The 16846-nt window shown below is 55.5% G+C and carries 17 protein-coding genes, 2 pseudogenes and 1 CRISPR repeat array; of the genes and pseudogenes, 10 read left to right on the top strand and 9 right to left on the bottom strand.

The annotated features are described in order from the left end of the window. Position 1: 1 nt before the first annotated feature. From E3E28_RS00090 to E3E28_RS00075, 4 genes are all read right to left on the bottom strand, one after another. Positions 2 to 856, bottom strand: coding sequence for a 2-oxoacid:ferredoxin oxidoreductase subunit beta (locus E3E28_RS00090; protein ID WP_206203827.1), 855 nt, complete (start codon positions 854 to 856; stop codon positions 2 to 4). Further along, on the bottom strand, positions 853 to 2043 hold the full coding sequence (locus E3E28_RS00085; RefSeq protein ID WP_167915035.1) for a 2-oxoacid:acceptor oxidoreductase subunit alpha: 1191 nt from the start codon (positions 2041 to 2043) through the stop codon (positions 853 to 855). Before E3E28_RS00085 ends, E3E28_RS00090 begins: the two co-directional genes overlap by 4 nt. Positions 2044 to 2045: 2 nt before the next feature. Continuing rightward, on the bottom strand, positions 2046 to 2315 hold the full coding sequence (locus E3E28_RS00080; protein WP_014121915.1) for a 2-oxoglutarate ferredoxin oxidoreductase subunit delta: 270 nt from the start codon (positions 2313 to 2315) through the stop codon (positions 2046 to 2048). A gap of 144 nt (positions 2316 to 2459) precedes the next feature. Continuing rightward, positions 2460 to 3434: an archaeosine biosynthesis radical SAM protein RaSEA gene (locus E3E28_RS00075; protein ID WP_167913556.1), complete on the bottom strand. Its 975-nt coding sequence runs from the start codon at positions 3432 to 3434 to the stop codon at positions 2460 to 2462. Positions 3435 to 3530: 96 nt separating this feature from the next. Between E3E28_RS00075 and E3E28_RS00070 the strand changes: the two genes are divergently transcribed. From E3E28_RS00070 to E3E28_RS00055, 4 genes are read left to right on the top strand one after another with little or no spacing between them, the layout of a single operon-like run. Continuing rightward, positions 3531 to 3749 (top strand): AbrB family transcriptional regulator, encoded by a 219-nt coding sequence (locus E3E28_RS00070; protein WP_167913555.1) that lies wholly within the window; start codon positions 3531 to 3533, stop codon positions 3747 to 3749. Then, the gene (locus tag E3E28_RS00065; RefSeq protein ID WP_167913554.1) at positions 3746 to 4162 is read left to right on the top strand and encodes a type II toxin-antitoxin system VapC family toxin; all 417 of its coding nucleotides are present in this window, start codon (positions 3746 to 3748) and stop codon (positions 4160 to 4162) included. Before E3E28_RS00070 ends, E3E28_RS00065 begins: the two co-directional genes overlap by 4 nt. Continuing rightward, a complete protein-coding gene (gene surE / locus E3E28_RS00060; RefSeq protein WP_167913553.1) occupies positions 4159 to 4944 on the top strand; it encodes a 5'/3'-nucleotidase SurE in 786 nt (261 codons plus the stop codon). Before E3E28_RS00065 ends, surE begins: the two co-directional genes overlap by 4 nt. A 7-nt stretch (positions 4945 to 4951) precedes the next feature. After that, positions 4952 to 5404: a hypothetical protein gene (locus E3E28_RS00055; RefSeq protein ID WP_167913552.1), complete on the top strand. Its 453-nt coding sequence runs from the start codon at positions 4952 to 4954 to the stop codon at positions 5402 to 5404. A 13-nt stretch (positions 5405 to 5417) separates the two neighbouring features. Here the strand turns inward: E3E28_RS00055 and ftsY are convergent, their stop codons facing one another. Both ftsY and E3E28_RS00045 read right to left on the bottom strand, forming a co-directional pair. Beyond that, positions 5418 to 6401, bottom strand: coding sequence for a signal recognition particle-docking protein FtsY (ftsY, locus tag E3E28_RS00050; RefSeq protein ID WP_167913551.1), 984 nt, complete (start codon positions 6399 to 6401; stop codon positions 5418 to 5420). Between the two features lie 62 nt (positions 6402 to 6463). Further along, positions 6464 to 6943 carry a hypothetical protein gene (locus tag E3E28_RS00045; protein ID WP_167913550.1) on the bottom strand — a complete coding sequence of 160 codons (480 nt, stop codon included), beginning with the start codon at positions 6941 to 6943 and terminating at the stop codon, positions 6464 to 6466. Between the two features lie 129 nt (positions 6944 to 7072). Between E3E28_RS00045 and E3E28_RS11265 the strand changes: the two are divergent. From E3E28_RS11265 to E3E28_RS00025, 5 genes and pseudogenes are all read left to right on the top strand, one after another. Then, positions 7073 to 7564, top strand: a pseudogene (locus tag E3E28_RS11265) (BMP family protein); the annotation flags it as partial. A gap of 321 nt (positions 7565 to 7885) precedes the next feature. Then, positions 7886 to 8359, top strand: a pseudogene (locus E3E28_RS11135) (BMP family protein); the annotation flags it as partial. 57 nt (positions 8360 to 8416) lie between these two features. Further along, complete coding sequence (locus tag E3E28_RS00035; protein WP_167913548.1) at positions 8417 to 9952, top strand: ABC transporter ATP-binding protein; 1536 nt, start codon at positions 8417 to 8419, stop codon at positions 9950 to 9952. Beyond that, positions 9936 to 10982 (top strand): ABC transporter permease, encoded by a 1047-nt coding sequence (locus E3E28_RS00030; protein ID WP_167913547.1) that lies wholly within the window; start codon positions 9936 to 9938, stop codon positions 10980 to 10982. Before E3E28_RS00035 ends, E3E28_RS00030 begins: the two co-directional genes overlap by 17 nt. Further along, positions 10979 to 11890, top strand: a complete 912-nt coding sequence (locus E3E28_RS00025; RefSeq protein WP_167913546.1) for an ABC transporter permease — start codon at positions 10979 to 10981, stop codon at positions 11888 to 11890. The genes E3E28_RS00030 and E3E28_RS00025 overlap by 4 nt, the downstream gene beginning before the upstream one ends. A 5-nt stretch (positions 11891 to 11895) precedes the next feature. Here the strand turns inward: E3E28_RS00025 and E3E28_RS00020 are convergent, their stop codons facing one another. Then, a complete protein-coding gene (locus E3E28_RS00020) occupies positions 11896 to 12876 on the bottom strand; it encodes a metal ABC transporter solute-binding protein, Zn/Mn family (protein WP_167913545.1) in 981 nt (326 codons plus the stop codon). A gap of 92 nt (positions 12877 to 12968) precedes the next feature. Here E3E28_RS00020 and E3E28_RS00015 point away from each other — a divergent pair, with 92 nt between their 5' ends. Continuing rightward, complete coding sequence (locus E3E28_RS00015) at positions 12969 to 14771, top strand: DUF4932 domain-containing protein (protein WP_167913544.1); 1803 nt, start codon at positions 12969 to 12971, stop codon at positions 14769 to 14771. Here the strand turns inward: E3E28_RS00015 and E3E28_RS00010 are convergent. Together E3E28_RS00010 and E3E28_RS00005 are read right to left on the bottom strand one after the other, a co-directional pair. Further along, positions 14753 to 15061 (bottom strand): hypothetical protein, encoded by a 309-nt coding sequence (locus E3E28_RS00010; RefSeq protein ID WP_167913543.1) that lies wholly within the window; start codon positions 15059 to 15061, stop codon positions 14753 to 14755. The two genes, E3E28_RS00015 and E3E28_RS00010, sit on opposite strands and share 19 nt — an antisense overlap. A gap of 12 nt (positions 15062 to 15073) precedes the next feature. Then, entirely contained in the window at positions 15074 to 15721 is a 648-nt protein-coding gene (locus E3E28_RS00005) for a phosphoribosyltransferase (RefSeq protein WP_167913542.1), read from the bottom strand. Positions 15722 to 16215: 494 nt separating this feature from the next. Next, positions 16216 to 16846: a CRISPR direct-repeat array (repeat unit 30 nt; unit sequence GTTGCAATAAGACTCGAGGAGAATTGAAAG).

Below are 16846 nucleotides of genomic sequence, written 5' to 3'. Positions count from 1 at the left end.
TTCACACCTCCTTAAGCCCGAAGTGCTCCTGAACTTCGTCAATCAGCTTGTTGAGTTCGCTCACGAACTCCGGCCTCTGCCTGTTGACGAACTCGCCGATGACGAACTTGCCCTCAAGCTCCTCCGGCGACATCTTCTTCGCCTTGCTTATTGGGACGCTGTTCTTCAGGAACCAGCGGAGCATCTCTGCCGGCTCTTTCATCTTGTTCCTCCTTCCGAACTGGACGGGGCACTGCGAGATGACCTCGACGAGGGAGAAGCCCTTAACCTGCAAAGCCTTCTTGATGCTCTCGATGAGCTGGTAAACGTGGGCTGTGGTCCAGCGGGCAACGTATGAGGCTCCAGCGGCCGCTATCGTCTCGGAAATCTGGAGCGGGTGCTCGATGTTCCTGTAGGGCGTGGTGGTAGTTTTGGCCCCGAAGGGCGTCGTCGGGGCGACCTGTCCGCCTGTCATTCCGTAGATGAAGTTGTTGACGAGAATCACCGTTATGTCGATGTTCCTCCTCGCGGCGTGGAGCAGGTGGTTTCCGCCTATGCTCGCCAAATCGCCGTCACCGCTTATAACGACGACCTTCTTGTCCGGCAAACCGACTTTCACGCCGGTCGCAAAGGCTATCGCCCTTCCGTGCGTCGTGTGGAGCGTGTCCGCGAGGAAGTAGGGGGAGGCTATCCACGCGGAACAGCCTATTCCGCTCACGACCACCAAATCCCTCGGGTCGAGCTTGAGCTGGTCAATCGCGTTGGCGAAGGCGTTCAGCACAGTTCCACCGCCACAGCCGGGACATAGAGCTGTCGGCAGGGCCTCCTTGCGGAGGTACTTAACCATCGGGTACTTGGAATAAATCTCGGGCATCAGGCAACACCCCTTATCTCGCGCAGGATTTCCTCAACGGTTAAGGGAACGCCACCAATCTTGTTCACGCCCTTGAGCAGAACGTCGTCGTTTACGAAGCGCTGAACTTCAAGAATCATCTGGCCGAGGTTCATCTCCGGGACGAGTATTGCCCTAACGCGCTTTCCGAGCTCCTTCATTCTCTCTCCAGGGAACGGGTGAACAGTTTTCGGCACGAAGAGGCCGACCTTTATTCCCTCTTCCCTTGCCTTCAAGGCAGCTCCGAGAGCAGGTCTTGCCGTAACGCCCCAGCTGACGACGAGTATTTCGGCATCATCTGTAAAGTGCTCCTCGTACTTCTCGTAAACGTGCCTGTTCTTCTCTATCTTCCTGTGGAGCCTCCTCACGAGTCTGTCGTGGACTTCCGGCGTGTAAACATCGCGCAGGCCGTTCTCCTTGTGGGTCGAGCCGGTCACGTGGGTGAAGTATCCGTGACCGAAGAGGGGCATCGGTGGTACTCCGTCTCCGTGTGGGTCGCCGAAGGGGAGCTTCGCTTCCTCCTCATTCTGAGGAAGCTTGCGGTAGGTTATTTCCACTTCATCAACGTCGGGAATCTTCACAAGCTCGCGCGTGTGGGCTAAAACACCGTCGAAGAGGAACACCACCGGCGTTCTGAGCCTCTCGGCGATGTTAAATGCCCTGATGATTTCCCAGAAGGCGTCCTGCCCGCTCGTCGGTGAAACCGCAACAATCGGGTGGTCGCCGTGCGTTCCCCACCTGGCCTGGAAGAAGTCACCTTGAGCACCTTTCGTGGCCTGACCCGTTGAAGGCCCGCTCCTCTGGACGTCAACAAGGACGAGGGGCGTTTCAGTCATCACCGCATAGCCAAGGTTCTCCTGCATCAGCGAGAAGCCCGGGCCAGCCGTTGCGGTCATGACCTTGAAGCCCGTCCAAGATGCTCCAACCATCGCGGCGATGCTTCCAATCTCGTCCTCCATCTGGAGGTAGTAGCCACCGAGCTTGGGAAGCTCCCTCGCCATTGTCTCCGCTATCTCGCTCGACGGGGTTATCGGGTAGCCAGCGTAGAATCGACAGCCCGCAAACAGGGCGCCGTAAGCTACGGCCTCGTTGCCCTGCATGAAGTAGTTGCCGGGCTTGTAGAGCTTCCTGAGGAGCCTAATCTGCTCCGGCTCGTCACCGCGGATTATCATGGTCACCACCTTACCGCGATGGCGAAGTCCGGGCAGAGCAGTTCACAGAGCTTGCACTTGACGCACTTCTCCGCGTGGACCGGAACCGGATAATGGACACCCTTCTCGCTCAGCTCCTTGCTCCACTCGAAGACCTTTCTCGGGCACATCTCGACACAAATTCCACAGCCCTTGCAGAGAAATGTATCAACGTCAATCTCAACGATTCCTTCCGCCTTTCCGACGACAAGATAGCCGTTTTTTTCAACAACGGTGTTCGCGTTTTCGGCCATCGGGACCACCTCTCGACGTGGCCTTTTACGTTTGTCAACATTTAAAGCTTTCGCGGGGGGACATTGATGTCCAAAAAAGGTTCATTCGAGGGCAAACGTGCATCGGGGTAAAAGTTTTGGAGAAGGCAGGGGGCTTTCGAAGAATCACCACGTAATCAACTGCCAGTCCAAAAGCCCGTTCTCGACGATGTAGCTCCACCTCTCCCTGCACTCCGGCTTGAGGTTTTCGATGTATCTCAAATCCTGCGTCGCCGAGAACTTCTTTATAGCCCTGCCGATGACCCTGTCGTAGTCGGTCAGGCAGTTGTGAGGGCCTCTCTTCGAGCCCGCTCCAACGGGGTCGCTCAGGATTCTCTTGTCCGGGAACTTTTTCTTTGCCCAGATAAGAACCTCAACCGCGCTCCAGAGCCACGGTGGGCGATACTCGTTCTTCTCCCAGAGCCTCTCGTAGAGCGTCCCCTTTTGGATGTCGGTGATGTTTATCGAGAAGGTGTCCGTGTAGGGCTCGGCCTTGATTATGCTCTCCTTGACGTCCTCGATGGCCGTTTTCTCGCTCAGGAAAATCGGCTTCAGCAGGAGGTAAGTTTTGACCTTCGCTCCAGCCTTCCTCGTTATCTCCGAGGCCCTCACGAAGTCCTCGAAGGTGTTGCCCTTGTTTATCGAGACGTCGGCGACGTCGTCGTTGGCGGTTTCCAGCCCTATGGCAACCTCGAAGTGCTTATCCGGGACTATCTCGGCCAGCTCTTTAACCGCGTCGTAGCGAACCAGCTCGCTCCTGCTCTCAATGACGATTTCCTCAACGTTCTCCATCTCCGCCAGAAGCTCGAAGATTTTTCTCCTCGTCTCGGGCTTCAGCTCGCCGTTGTCGAGGAAAGAGCCGGAGGTGAACATTCTGACCGCGAAAGGACCTTTTTTACCTCTGATTTTCTTTAGCGCTTCCCTCACGTAGTCAACTATGGCATCTTGACTCCACTTGACTTTGGGGGCCGAGGTGGGGTAGGCACACATGTAGCAGGCCTTCCCTATTCTGAAGCGGTAGCAACCTATCGTGGGCAGGATTATGAAGAGCGCCGTTCCCGGCTCTCCGGCAACGTTGTCCTCGCTCGTCCAGTAGGTCATGCTCTCACCTGAGGGGCGTTGGGACAGGGGTTTTTAAAGGTAGGCCATGTCAAAACGTATTTAAGGGTGGTAGTGAATCCAAAAAATGGTGAGGATATGGAAATAGTGGTGAAACGTCTCGACTCCCAGGGCAGGCTTCTCATTCCCCGCGAGATTAGGGAGAGGCTCGGCGATGAGGTGATAATAGTCGACCTTGGGGACAGGGTGGAGCTCCTTCCGAGGAAAAGGGTGGACCTGAAGAGGTTCTTCGACAGTGTTGAGATTGATGAGCTGAAGGAGTGGGAGGAGCTCAAGAAGGAGCTGTGGATGGAATGAGGTTCATTGATGCCAACGTCTTCATATACGCGTTTCTAAGGCCGAAGAAGGAGCCTCCGGAGAACGTTAAGGAAATCAAGGAGCGGGCCAAGGCGATACTTGCAAGGGTGAGCGATGGCGAGCGTGTTGTAACTACGGTCGTCCACCTGAGCGAGGTTGCCAACGTCGTCGAGAGCAGGGGAGGAAAGAAGAAGGCCGTTGAGGTCACTCTGGCGGTTTTAACGAGTGAGAACATTGAAGTTCTTCCGGTTTCTCCCAGTGATTACTTGAAGGCAACTCTCATAGCCGAGGAGAAAAACCTCGGCGTGAACGACGCTTTGGCCTACGTTAAGATGAAAGAGTTCGACATAGAGGAGATTTATACGTTCGACAGGGACTTTGAAAAGCTCGATGTTAGGGTGGTGAACGAATGAGAATCCTCCTCACCAACGACGATGGAATATACTCCAATGGACTTCGTTCGGCGGTGAAAGCGCTGGGCGAGCTCGGCGAAGTTTACGTCGTTGCCCCGCTCTTCCAGAGGAGCGCGAGCGGTAGGGCCATGACGCTCCACAGGCCGATAAGGGCCAAGCGTCTCAATGTTCCCGGTGCGAAAGTGGCTTACGGAATAGATGGAACCCCAACAGACTGTGTGATTTTCGCCTTGGCCCGCTTCGGTGGCTTCGACTTAGCTGTGAGCGGGATTAACCTCGGTGAGAACCTGAGCACCGAGATAACCGTCTCCGGAACGGCTTCAGCCGCTATAGAGGCTTCCACCCACGGGATTCCGAGTATAGCGATTAGCCTCGAGGTGGAGTGGAAGAAGACCCTCGGAGAGGGTGAAGGGGTTGACTTCTCGGTCTCGGCGCACTTCCTCAGGAGAATAGCCGGTGCTGTCCTCGAGAGGGGCCTTCCCGAGGGCGTTGACATGCTCAACGTCAACGTTCCGAGCGACGCGACCGAAAGGACCAAGATAGCAATCACCAGACTCGCGAGAAAGCGCTACTCGCCAACGATTGAGGAAAGAATTGACCCCAAGGGCAACCCCTACTACTGGATTGTCGGCAGGCTCGTTCAGGACTTCGAGCCGGGGACAGACGCCCATGCCCTGAAGGTCGAGAGGAAGGTCAGCGTCACGCCTATAAACATCGACATGACAGCGAGGGTAGATTTTGAAGAGTTGGCGAGGCTACTGGGGAGCACATTGAAAAGTTGAGGGCACAATGAAACGACTGCTTCCTATCTTCATTCCCTCCGTCGAGTTCGCGCTCGCTTTTGTCGTCCCGTGGGAAGACTGCATAAAGGCCGTCTGCTGGTCGAGGAATCCTCCAGCCTGCTCCTTTGAGTTTTCTCCATCACCAATCTTTTTCCTTGCCGTTGCGCTTCCATTCCTCATTCTTACAGTTTACGCCCTTTGGAGGAAGCAGGGAGAAACCGCCCTGCTCTCGGGTTTCGCGGGAGTTGCCGTGCTTGCCGGAACAGTACTTCTAACCGTTGACGAGGGAATCGCCCTGCTTGCCGTTCTGCTCCTTACTCCCCTACTCCAGTGGGCTGGAGAGAAGGTTTTGGAGGTACAACCCGGTAGAAACGAGGAACTTATATGGGCCATCTCGACCGTCCTGAGCTTCCTCGCGGTCTGGAGTGTGGTTCGCATGAAACTTGCGGTCAGCGTGTAAGAAAAGAGAGAAGTCAATCCTCCCCGAAAATCCTGTCCACGAACCACTTTTCGTCGAAGGGCTTTAGGTCGTCGTAGCCCTGGCCGACGCCGGCGAAGAGTATCGGCGCGCCAATCGCGTGGCTTATGCTCAAAGCCGCTCCACCCCTCGCGTCCGCATCGAGCTTGGTGAGGATTACGCCGTCTATCCTGACGGCCTCGTTGAACTGCTTGGCCTGCTCCACAACGGCGTTTCCGCTCAGGCTGTCGCCAACGAAGATTACTAGGTCGGGCTTGGTGACGCGGACTATCTTCTTCATCTCGTCCATGAGGTTCCTGTTGAGCTCGTTCCTCCCGGCGGTGTCCACGAGAACTACATCAACTCCCCTTGCCTTGGCGTGCTGGATTGCGTCGTATGCAACGGCAGCTGGGTCCGCTCCGTAGTCGTGCTTTATCACCTTAACCCCAACGCGCTTCGCGTGCTCCTCTATCTGCTCTATCGCTCCAGCCCTAAACGTGTCGCTCGCCGCTATGACGACGCTTAGCCCGTTCTTCTTGAGCCAGCTGGCGAGCTTGGCTATAGTTGTCGTCTTCCCCGAGCCGTTGAAGCCGACGAAGACTATCACGAAGGGCTTCTCCTCCTTGGAGCGAATCATCTCGAGGAGGTCAATCTTCTTCTCCGGAGTGAGGATTTCGAGGATTGCCTCGCGGAGCGCTTCCTCTATCAGCTTGCCCTTGTTTGTTCCGATGCGGACCTTCTTTCCGACCAGCTTCTCCTTAATCTTCTCCCTCAGGGCCTCGACGGTCTCGAGGGCAACGTCCGCCTCGAGGAGTTCAAGCTCCAGTTCGTCCAGAGCTTCCTCAACGTCCTTCTCCTTAATCTCGACCTGGAGAAGTCTCTCCATGAGGCCGGGCTTCTTTTCCGGCTCGGTCTTTTCGACCTTCTTCTCTTCCTCCTCAATCTTCTCCTCGACCTGCCTGGTGAACTTCTTGAGCTTCTCCCTGAGCTTTCCGAACATGCTCTCACCCGGAGAAAAGAGGGGGAAGGCCTATAAAAAGCCCTCGGCGATAGCTGGTGTCATCACCGCTCAGACCCGAAGCCACTCGTCATCGGGCGCCTTACGTAGGTCTTCCTCTCAACGACGCGACCGTCTTCGAGCTTATAAACCTTCAATAGCTCGGCTCCCATAGTCTCCCTTTTGTAAGCTATGAGGTAGTCGAGGTGGTTTCTGATTTTGTATCGGGTTATCGAATCTCCAACGTAGCGCTCCTCGTAGAGGAGGACGAGCTTATCTTCTCTCCTCTTCTCATCGAGCCAGCGGAGTAGTTTCTCGCGCTCTGCTCCCTTTCGAGAGAGGGGGTTGACGACGAGGTAAACGGGAAAGTCCGCCTTGAAGGGGTTGCCGACGTAGATTTCTCCCTCGACAGGGAACGGAAGTTCTTCCGCCAGTGCTCTTCCCTTTCTTTTAGCCCACGATTGGAAGTAGAGCCTTGCGAGCCTCTTACCTCCGCCAGAAATCATCACCGTTCCGGATTCGAGCGTAAGTATCTCCCTCAGCATATGCCTCCCTTTAACTTTTACATCACAGTTAAATCTTTTTCGGGATTTTTCACACTAAAGCTCACCGCAAAGTATTTATCGGGCCCAAAAGAATAAGCTTTTACAAACTAAGACGGGGTGTGTTAGGCGATGCGAAAGCTGTTCGGTTTGTTGTTGGTGGGCCTGATGGCCCTTAGCATCGTGGCCAGCGGCTGTATAAGTAGTAGCTCCAGCAGCAGCACTGAGACCCAAACTAAAATAAACATCCTCTACACCTACACGGGGTCATTCGGCGACCCTGCCAAGGGTAAGCAGGCCGCTCAGGCCCAGCTTCAGCAGGGTGCCTGGGTTATCTACCAGGTTGCCGGCGGTACCGGTCTCGGTGTCTTCGAGGCCGTTGGTGACTATCTGAAGGCCAACAACAAGAAGATGGGTCCGCCGTTCGCTATAGGCGTTGACTCAGCCCAGGACTGGATTAAGCCCGGTGTTATAATCGCGAGCATGATGAAGCGCGTTGACGTCGGTGTTTACAACGCCGTCAAGGAGGCCGAGGAGAACCAGTTCAAGGGCGGTGTTGTTGAGCTCGGTCTCAAGGAGGGCGGTGTCAAGCTCTCAACCATAGATGACGTTAAGGCAATGTTCGACTCCCTCCCCGCTGACGTCAGGGAGAAGAAGCTCAAGGACCTTGGATTTGAGAATGAAGACCAGCTCATCCAGTTCCTCGAGCAGACCAGGAAGCAGGTTCCCGACTGGATTTGGCAGGCCGTTGATGACCTTCAGAAGCAGATAATCAGCGGTCAGATAATCGTCCCGAAGGCCACCTCGAAGGACCAGATTGAGCTCCTCAGGAAGGCCCAGAACTGGACTGTTATGGAGCAGTACGCCAAGGAGTGGGCGGCCAAGGAGCCCAAGCCCGAGACCTACTTCAACAAGACCCTCAACGAGAGGAAGAACACCAAGAAGATAGCCATCGTTTACGATGTCGGTGGTAGGGGTGACCTCAGCTTTAACGATATGGCTTACATGGGTGCCGAGAGGGCCGCGAAGGAGTTCGGCCTCCAGCTTACCGAACTTCAGAGCAACAGCGAGAACGACTACCTCCCGAACCTCAGGAGCCTTGCCAAGAGCGGTGAGTACGACATAATCATCGCCGTCGGTTTCATGATGACCAACGCCGTCAAGCAGGTCGCCAAGGAGTACCCGAACCAGAGGTTCGTCATCATCGACGGTTACGACCCGGAGATGCCACACAACGTTCAGATGGTTCTCTTTAAGGAGAACGAGGGTTCAGCCCTGGCCGGAGCGCTCGCCGCTCTGATAGCCCTCAACGACCACAAGGACACCATCGGTATCGTCCTCGGTATGGAGATTCCGGTTCTCTACAAGTTCGAGGGCGGTTACCGCTTCGGTGCCTACTGGGCCCTCGACTACTACAAGAACCACAAGCAGTGATTTCCTTCCCTTTGTTCTTCTTCCTTTTAGGAGGTGAAAGCAATGGAAGAGAGGACTCCAGTGCTCGAGATGCGTGATATCGTGAAGATTTACCCGGACGGCACAAAGGCCCTGAAAGGCGTCACGATTAAGGTCTACGAGGGCGAAATCCTTGGCCTCCTCGGTGAGAACGGTGCCGGAAAAACGACGCTGATGAAGATTCTCTTTGGAATGCTCAAGCCCACGAAGGGCAAGATTTTTCTCAGGGGCAAAGAAGTCCGCTTCAAGAGCCCCGCTGATGCAATAGCGAACGGAATCGGAATGGTTCACCAGCACTTCACGCTCGTTGAGGTCTTCAACGCCCTCGAGAACATCATCCTCGGAATGGAGGGGCACAGCCTGCTGTCCAAGATTGACGTCGAGAACGCGAGAAAGAAGCTCCAGAAGCTGATGGACGAGCTCAACTTCCAGGTTCCCCTTGACGTCCCCGTCGAAAACCTCCCAGTCGGCGTCCAGCAGAGGATTGAAATCCTCAAGATGCTATACCGCGACGTCGACATACTCATCCTGGACGAGCCTACCGCTGTTCTTACCCCTATAGAGGTCAAAGAGCTCTTCGCGGTTCTCAGAAAGCTCAAGGAGCAAGGGAAGACGATAATCTTCATCAGCCACAAGCTCAACGAGGTAATGGAGATAACCGACCGCGTCACGGTCATAAGGAAAGGTGAGGTCGTCGGAACCGTCAAGACGAGTGAGGCAACGCCCCAGCTCCTCGCGAGGATGATGGTGGGCAGGGACGTCGTTCTCAGGATTGAGAAGCCTCCGAAGGAGCCCGGTGACGTCGTCTTCCGCGTCGAAGACCTATGGGTGAAGGGAGACAGGGGCGAGGACGCCGTCAGAGGGCTTACCTTCGAGGTTCGCGCGGGTGAGATTTTTGGCATAGCCGGTGTTGAGGGCAACGGCCAGAGCGAGCTGATAGAGGCCATAGCCGGCCTGAGGAAGGTCGAGAAGGGCAAAGTTTACCTCAAGGGCGTTGACATCACCGGTAAAAAGCCGAGGGAGCTCTACGACATGGGGATGGCACACATTCCCGAGGACAGGACTCACATGGGCTTAATCCTTGAGATGAGCGTGATGGAAAACTCCATTCTGGGAATGCACTGGAGGAAGGAGTTCTCGAAGGGCTTCCTACTCGACTGGGACAAAGTTGAGGAGCACGCGAAGAGGCTCATAGAGGAATTTGAGGTCAGCGCGCCGGGAACAAAATCACCTGTGAAGAGCCTGAGCGGTGGAAACCAGCAGAAGCTCATCGTGGCTAGGGAAGTCAGCAAGAAGCCCGAGTTCATCATAGCGGCACAGCCAACGCGCGGTGTTGACGTCGCTTCGACCGAGTACATCAGGAACTACCTCGTCAAGCTGAGGAACGAGGACAAGGCCGTCCTGCTCGTCTCTGCCGACCTGGATGAGGTTCTCCAGCTCAGCGATAGAATGGCGATAATGTACGAAGGCCAGTTCATGGGAATAGTCAAGCCCGACGAGGTTACCGAGGAGCAGATTGGACTCATGATGGGAGGTGTTAAGGGTGAACCTCAAAAATGAGCTCAGGGGATACGCCAAACCCGTGGCCGAGAGCGTTTTGGCGATACTCATTGGAGCGTTCATAGGTGCCCTCGTCCTCTGGTTCAGCGGGTACAGTCCGTTTGAGGCCTACTACTGGCTTATCAGGGGTTCACTGGGCTCCACAGACGGCATCGCCGAGACCCTCGCAAAGTCCGCTCCGCTAATCCTCACGGCCATAACCTTCGCCATAGGTGCGAGAACGGGCCTCTTCAACATCGGCGCCGAGGGAACCGTCTACTTCGGCGCTATAGCGGCGATAATAGTGACCCAGTACCTCCAGAACCCGATAGCGGGCCTCCTCGCTGGCCTTCTCATCGGAGCCCTGTGGGCCCTTCCAGCGGCAGTTCTCAAGGTTTACAGGGGAGTCCACGAGGTCATATCCACGATAATGTTCAACTGGATAGCATTCTTCCTCGTCAGCTGGCTCGCGGTCAGCGTCTACTACAACCCAAAGGACCCCAACAGCACCCTCCCCGTTCCACCATCGGCCAGACTTCCGCTCCTTGTTAAGAACACGAGCCTTTCCTGGGCGTTCATAGTGGCAATCCTCTCGGCGATAATCGTCTTCATAGTGATGTGGCACACCAAGCTCGGCTACGAGCTTAGAACCAGCGGACAGAACCCGCGGGCGGCTGAGTACGGAGGAATTAACCCCAAGCGCTCGGCCATATGGTCGTTCGTCATCGGTGGAATGACCGCCGGACTGGCCGGGGCAGGCATCGTCATGGGGACCCCGCCGAGTTACGCTATAACCCAGGGGTTGGCAAACGTCTACGGCTACGGTTTCGACGGAATAGGTGTCTCCCTCGTCGGCAGGAACCACCCGCTCGGAATAATCTTCGCGGGAATCCTCTTCGGAGCTCTGAGTGCCGGAGCGACCGCGATGCAGCAGCACGCCCACGTTCCGCTGGAGATGATTAAGGTCATTGAAGGAATAATCATCATAGCCGTCGCCGTTCCGGGACTGCTAGACCTCTTCGCCAAGCTCTTCAGGAGGGGGGAGGCATGAACGAGGCAATGGTAATCAGTCTGCTCCTCGGTTCACTCGCGGCGATGGTTCCGATAGCGCTGACGAGCATAGGTGCGGTGATAAGCGAGAGAGCCGGTGTCGTCAACATCGGCTACGAGGGAATCCTAATGTTCGCGGCGTTCTTCGGGGCGATGTTTGCAGAGCTGGCAGGAAACGGCTGGGTCGGCATTCTCGGTGGGGCATTCGTAGGACTGCTGTTCGGCGTCCTTCACGGCGTTCTAACGGTTTACCTCAAGGGAGACCACGTCATTCCAGGTATAGGCCTCAACCTCCTCGGCTACGGTGCAGTCGCCTTCGGAATAAGGGCCTACTGGGGAACCGCCGGCCAGCACCAGGTTCCAAGCAACGCCCAGATTAGCCCGCTGTGGATGGACGCCTTTGGTAACTCCCTCAGTCCGATGGTGCCGATAACCATAGCGGTCGCCATAATAGCCTGGTGGGTGCTCTTCAAGACGCCATTCGGGCTGAGAATTCGCGCCGTCGGTGAGAACCCCGAAGCTGCAGATGCCCTTGGAATAAACGTCGAGCTCTACCGCTTCACGGCGGTCCTCATAGCGAGCGCCTTAGCGGGTGTCGCGGGTGCCTACCTCAGCGTCGACTGGCTCGGAACCGTAACGAAGACGATAGCGGCCGGAAGGGGTTTCATCGCCCTGGCGAACATGGTCTTCAGTGGCTGGAACCCGCTGATAGCCCTCGGCGGAGCGTTCCTCTTCGGATTCTTCGACAACTTCGCCATCTACATCCAGAACAACCCGTGGCTCGCGGGAACGATACCCTGGCAGTTCATAGCGACCCTGCCGTACGTCGTGACCCTCATAGTGGTCGCGGGAATAATAGGAAGGGCAAGGCCACCCAAGTGGGACGGCAGGCCCTACAAGCGCGAGTGACCCTTTCATTTTTTCAATATTACTCCCAGCGCGGTTCCCAGAACGATTCCGGTAACGAGCGCCAGGAAAGCGTACGTAACGGCTGTGTTCTCTGCATTGCTCGGCTTCTCAGGCTTCTCGGGGGTCAAGAGTGCCTTCATTATCGAGGCGGTGTTTTTGATTAGCCAGTTGGTGTAGTTCCCCGAGGCCCAGAAAACGGTTATCTCCGCAAGGGGCTTCCCGCTCTTCTGGGCGAGCTCAATTGAGGCCTTCTTGAGCTGTTCCGGGCTGTCGGAGCCGTAAACTACCAGCGAGCTCTTCTTTGCGGTCGGGACGAGCTGGTCAACTCCTATGGCAGGAACCTCTTCCTCCGGCTTTATCGAGGCCACCGCCTTAATCCCGAGCCAGTCGAGGGCGTACTCGTCGGGGGGCATCTGGATTACTGCGGTCGCGTTCTTCGGAGCCAGGGCTTTGTAGGCCTCGACTATCGCAAGAACCCTCTCGCGGAACCTCTCAAAGTCCCTCTCGTAGGTCACCGCGTTCGCCGGGTCCTCCTCGATTAGGGCCTTCTCGGTGGCTTTCGCTATGGCTATGGCGTTGTATGGGTCAAGCCAGACGCCGTGAGGGTTGTCCTTGCCGTTGTACCAGTATTCCTTGGCGTAGTGGAAGCCGTATTTCATGTAGTCGTCCACGAAGAGGGCCTTTCCCGTTACGGTGCCTTCCTGCTCAAGTTCCGCAATCCTCTTCTCAACGGGCAGGTGCCCTCCGGTTGTCACTATGACCCGGGCCTTCGAGAGCAGTTCGACCTGCTGGGCCGTCAGCTGATAGTCGTGCGGGTCAACCCCGGGCGGAACTATCACCTCAACCTTAACTCCCGGGAATGCCTCCTGAACTATTGACGCTATCGGCGCTATCGTCGCCACCACCGTGACGTTCTCCTGAGCCGAGACGCCGTTGAGCGGAACCAGCGCGAGCGTTAGCAGGATTATGAGCGCGAGCCTCTTCATCTTAGGTCACCCTAATTCTCCTTAGCCTTTGCCTTTTAAAGCTCTCCCGCAACCCTTATAACCCATTCCCCTGACTACTACGGGGTGATGTTATGAAGCGCCTCCTTGCGTGGGTAACACTTGCAGGCATCCTGCTGGCTTCATCGGTTCCCGGGGCGTCGGCGGTTAAAATCGACTCCCACGTGAGTGTGGAGATAAGCCCCAACGCCGAGCTCATTGGAATCGTTTACTACCTTGCCTTCGGGAAGGACCCATTCGTCATCGACCGGGGAAGTTACCTGGATGACGTTGAGGCCCATTTCGGAAGGTTCAGAAACTCGACCGCGGTGCTCCTGCTGAAGTCGTACATGTCCCAGGGGAGGAGCGTTCCGGAGAAGGATTACCTGCTCCTCAACCTCGAGTACTACACGCTCCTCTGCTCAAATCCACCGGAGCTCGAGCCCCTGACTAACCTTGACTACCCCTGGTTTGAGAACGAGTTCCTGCCGGCACTACGGGAGTTCGCGAGAGAGAGCGACTTCATGGACTTCTACGAGAGCCACATGAGCTACTACGACGAAGACCTTAGAATATACGAGAACGCCCTCAAAATGCTCCCTCCCGACGAGTTCATGGCCGAGAACGCTGGGATTCAGAACATCACCTACGAGTTCCTCCACCCATACCTCGTCGCGATACACGGTCACAGCTTCAGCCCGACCCTTAACGGCACGGAAATCTGGGGCGCCGGTGGAATGCTCCCCCTCGTCAGGAGGACGCCCCAGAGAACGCTGTGGAGCTACAAAACCGCAAGGGACACGATGTTTGGGCTCCCACTGAACAGGGACTACATAGTGAGCATGAACCTTGACGAGCTCCTCTACCTCGGCTTCATTTACCATGAGCTCGGCCACGACATTACGGTTCCGTCAATTTATTCCTACAGTGGCCTCTACAACCTCACCTACTTCGTTGACGCCATAAGGAGCGACATGCCCTACCTGGCGCGCTACGATATGCACTTCTGGAGCAAAACCGGAATGCTCTACGAGGGCTTCGCCGACGCGTGGGAGGACTACGCGATAAGCCGGATAAACGAGAACTACACGCTCCTGGCAATCAATATGCAGAAGGCCTGGGGCGAGTTCTGGATTGGGTGGCTCCTCAACAGGACCATCTACTATTCAGAGCTGAGCAGGCAAACGGGCAAACCCTTCTCGGACTACGTCTGGAGCATCCTCGATGAAATGAGGAACTTTGCCTCGCCGGAAAACGTCAGTGAGGTTTACTCCCGCGAGGTTCCTGTCACCCCGCTGAGGGCCTTTGATAGGGGTGCGGAGCTGGGAAGGGTTGTCATCGTCTACGGGACGGCAAACCCGGACCCGACCGGGACGGAGAAGGATAAGGAGACGGCCGAGGAGATAGCGGAGAACCTGAGGCGGTTCTACTCCCAGTGGGTCGAGCCTGTGGACGTCGTGGTGAAAGCGGACGTTAACGTCACGGACGCTGACCTTGAAGGGGTCGTCGTCCTCGTCGGTGGTCCCGTCTCGAACCGGCTCGTGAGGGAGCTCGATGGTAGGTTCCCGCTCCGCTTCAAAAAGGTCAATGGAACGTGGGTGTTAACTCACGCCGAGAACGTCACGAGCTTCGTCCTCCTCGACGAGAAAAGCCCCTGGAGGAGGATTTACGGAAACGTGAGCGTCGCCCTCGGAAACCTCGGAAACGTTGCCAACGCGAGCGTCCTCATGGCGATTAGGAACCCCTACAACGAGAGCAACTACCTCGTCTGGGTTGCCGGTGAGAACAGGAATTTAACGGCGCTCTTCACGAACCCGACGTACTACCTCAGCAGTTACGAAATCTACACGGGAAAAGAAGTGGAGATGGGGTTCTACGTTCAGTCGGCCTCTTCCTGACTTTCCTTTTCCCTGAGTCCGTTGCTCTTTATGTGGGGCTTGCCGATGGCTATGGTGAAGCCCTTGAAGCTGTCGTCCTTTCTGTTGAACTCAATGGCCAGGGGAAGGCCGTTGTCCTCGTTGAAGACGATGCGGACGATTCTCGCCCGCGAGTGGTCGCTGAGGTAGTCCTCCTTCAGGCTCTCGTAGTCGTCGATAACCCTATCGATGCTCTCGCTGTGCATGTTGTAAATTTCCTGCGCGTAGACGCTGTGGTTTTTGATTTCCCTGACCTTCTTTTCCCTATCCAAGCTACCACACCCTCAGGCTTTGCGCCACTTCCCGTCGCGGAACTTAAAAACCTTCCTGCGCTCGGCCATCCTGAGGGCTTCCTCGAGCTTGCCCTTGGGAACCTCCATGCCGTGGAGCTCCTTGAATAGTTCAACTATCTCGTCTGTGCTCACCGCTTCTTTCTCCTCAAGGATGTTGCCGACGAGGTTAATCATGTCCTCCACGAAGTTCCAGGGGAAGACTATCCACGCCCAGTCGATTTCCTCGCCGAAGTAGTCGGGCTTGAAGCGCGAGCCCTTGATTGTCAGGAGCGTGGCGGTTCTTATCTCGGCCGGCTTCTGGCTCTCGACGTAGTTCTTGGCCAAAGTTAAACTCTCGCCGGTGTCGCTGATGTCGTCGACGATGAGGATCTTCTTGCCCTCAAGGTTGTAGTTGCTACCGTACTTGAGCCTGGCCTTGCCGTCCGGGGTTGCAGTTACTCCCCAGTGCTCGACCTTCAGGCTTACCAGGTCCTTGACGCCGAGGTAGTCGCAGTAGAGCCTCGCCGGAACCCAGCCACCGCGGGCGAGTCCGACTATCACGTCCGGTCTCCAGCCGTCTTCCAGAACCTTCCAGGCCCCTTCCTTGGCCCACCTTTCAATGTCCTCCCAAGAAGCGAGATACGCCGGAAACTTCTTCATTGGATTTCCCTTAACGGAGCAAAAACAACCTTTTATTTAAGGTTTTTGGCGGGGATTTTGACGGGCGCGTGTTTAAAGCCCGAGATGACGCGTGGCAAGCAACTTCAGTCCTCAGCACGCCAAAACACCTTTATTGCTGAAATTCTGTATTATCCAGCCAGATTTTGTGGAGCTCTGGTCTGAGAGGGGTTTTGAAATTGAAAATTGGGCTTCAAAAATCATGACAATTTGTGCCAATGAACCACTAACAATGTGACGAAATTTTTTCGAACGAATGCAATAGACCTTTCAAAGGGCTTTATCTGGCTGAAATCCTATCAAAGTCGGATTAATTTTCAAAAGGCCGTCATGATTGCCTTTAAACTTATATTCCGGGATTCCGAGTGCCCGGGAGATGGCCGAGGCTCTAAGGCATTAACGGGGTTCTCCAGAAAGGCTTAAATATTGGGAGGTTCTCTTTCCTTTGTTGGGCGAAAGAATGAATTTCGCGCCCTGTTGCAATAAGACTCGAGGAGAATTGAAAGCGTCTCACTCTACGCGGCCACTCACAGTTACTCGGAGTTGCAATAAGACTCGAGGAGAATTGAAAGACGCAACCATCTATGGCCTTGAGGTTCCTGAAGAGCTGTTGCAATAAGACTCGAGGAGAATTGAAAGCTTATCACCATTACGGTCGGCTCCTCCGGCGCGTCCTGTTGCAATAAGACTCGAGGAGAATTGAAAGTAAACACCAGGCCGTCCGTAGAGTGGAGAGTAGAGGCCAGTTGCAATAAGACTCGAGGAGAATTGAAAGCAGGGACGTAGATAAGATAATTCCCCAGCACCAGAGCGTTGCAATAAGACTCGAGGAGAATTGAAAGCTCAGGCTTCTTCTCCTTCTTTTTCCTGCTTGACATGGTTGCAATAAGACTCGAGGAGAATTGAAAGGAAACCGGGTGGTTAGGGTCAGGAATAAGGTCATCGTGTTGCAATAAGACTCGAGGAGAATTGAAAGATGAACGCTTCGTTTAGGTCTACTGCGCCTTCTAAGGTTGCAATAAGACTCGAGGAGAATTGAAAGCTTAACCGGAAAGGCCTCAGGCCTAAGGCCATGCCGTTGCAATAAGACTCGAGGAGAATTGAAAG

The sequence above is a fragment of the Thermococcus sp. 21S9 genome, assembly GCF_012027635.1.
Taxonomy (GTDB): Archaea; Methanobacteriota_B; Thermococci; order Thermococcales; family Thermococcaceae; genus Thermococcus.
The sequence above is the reverse complement of the archived record's forward strand: the minus strand, read 5'-3'. Positions and strand labels throughout refer to the sequence as shown.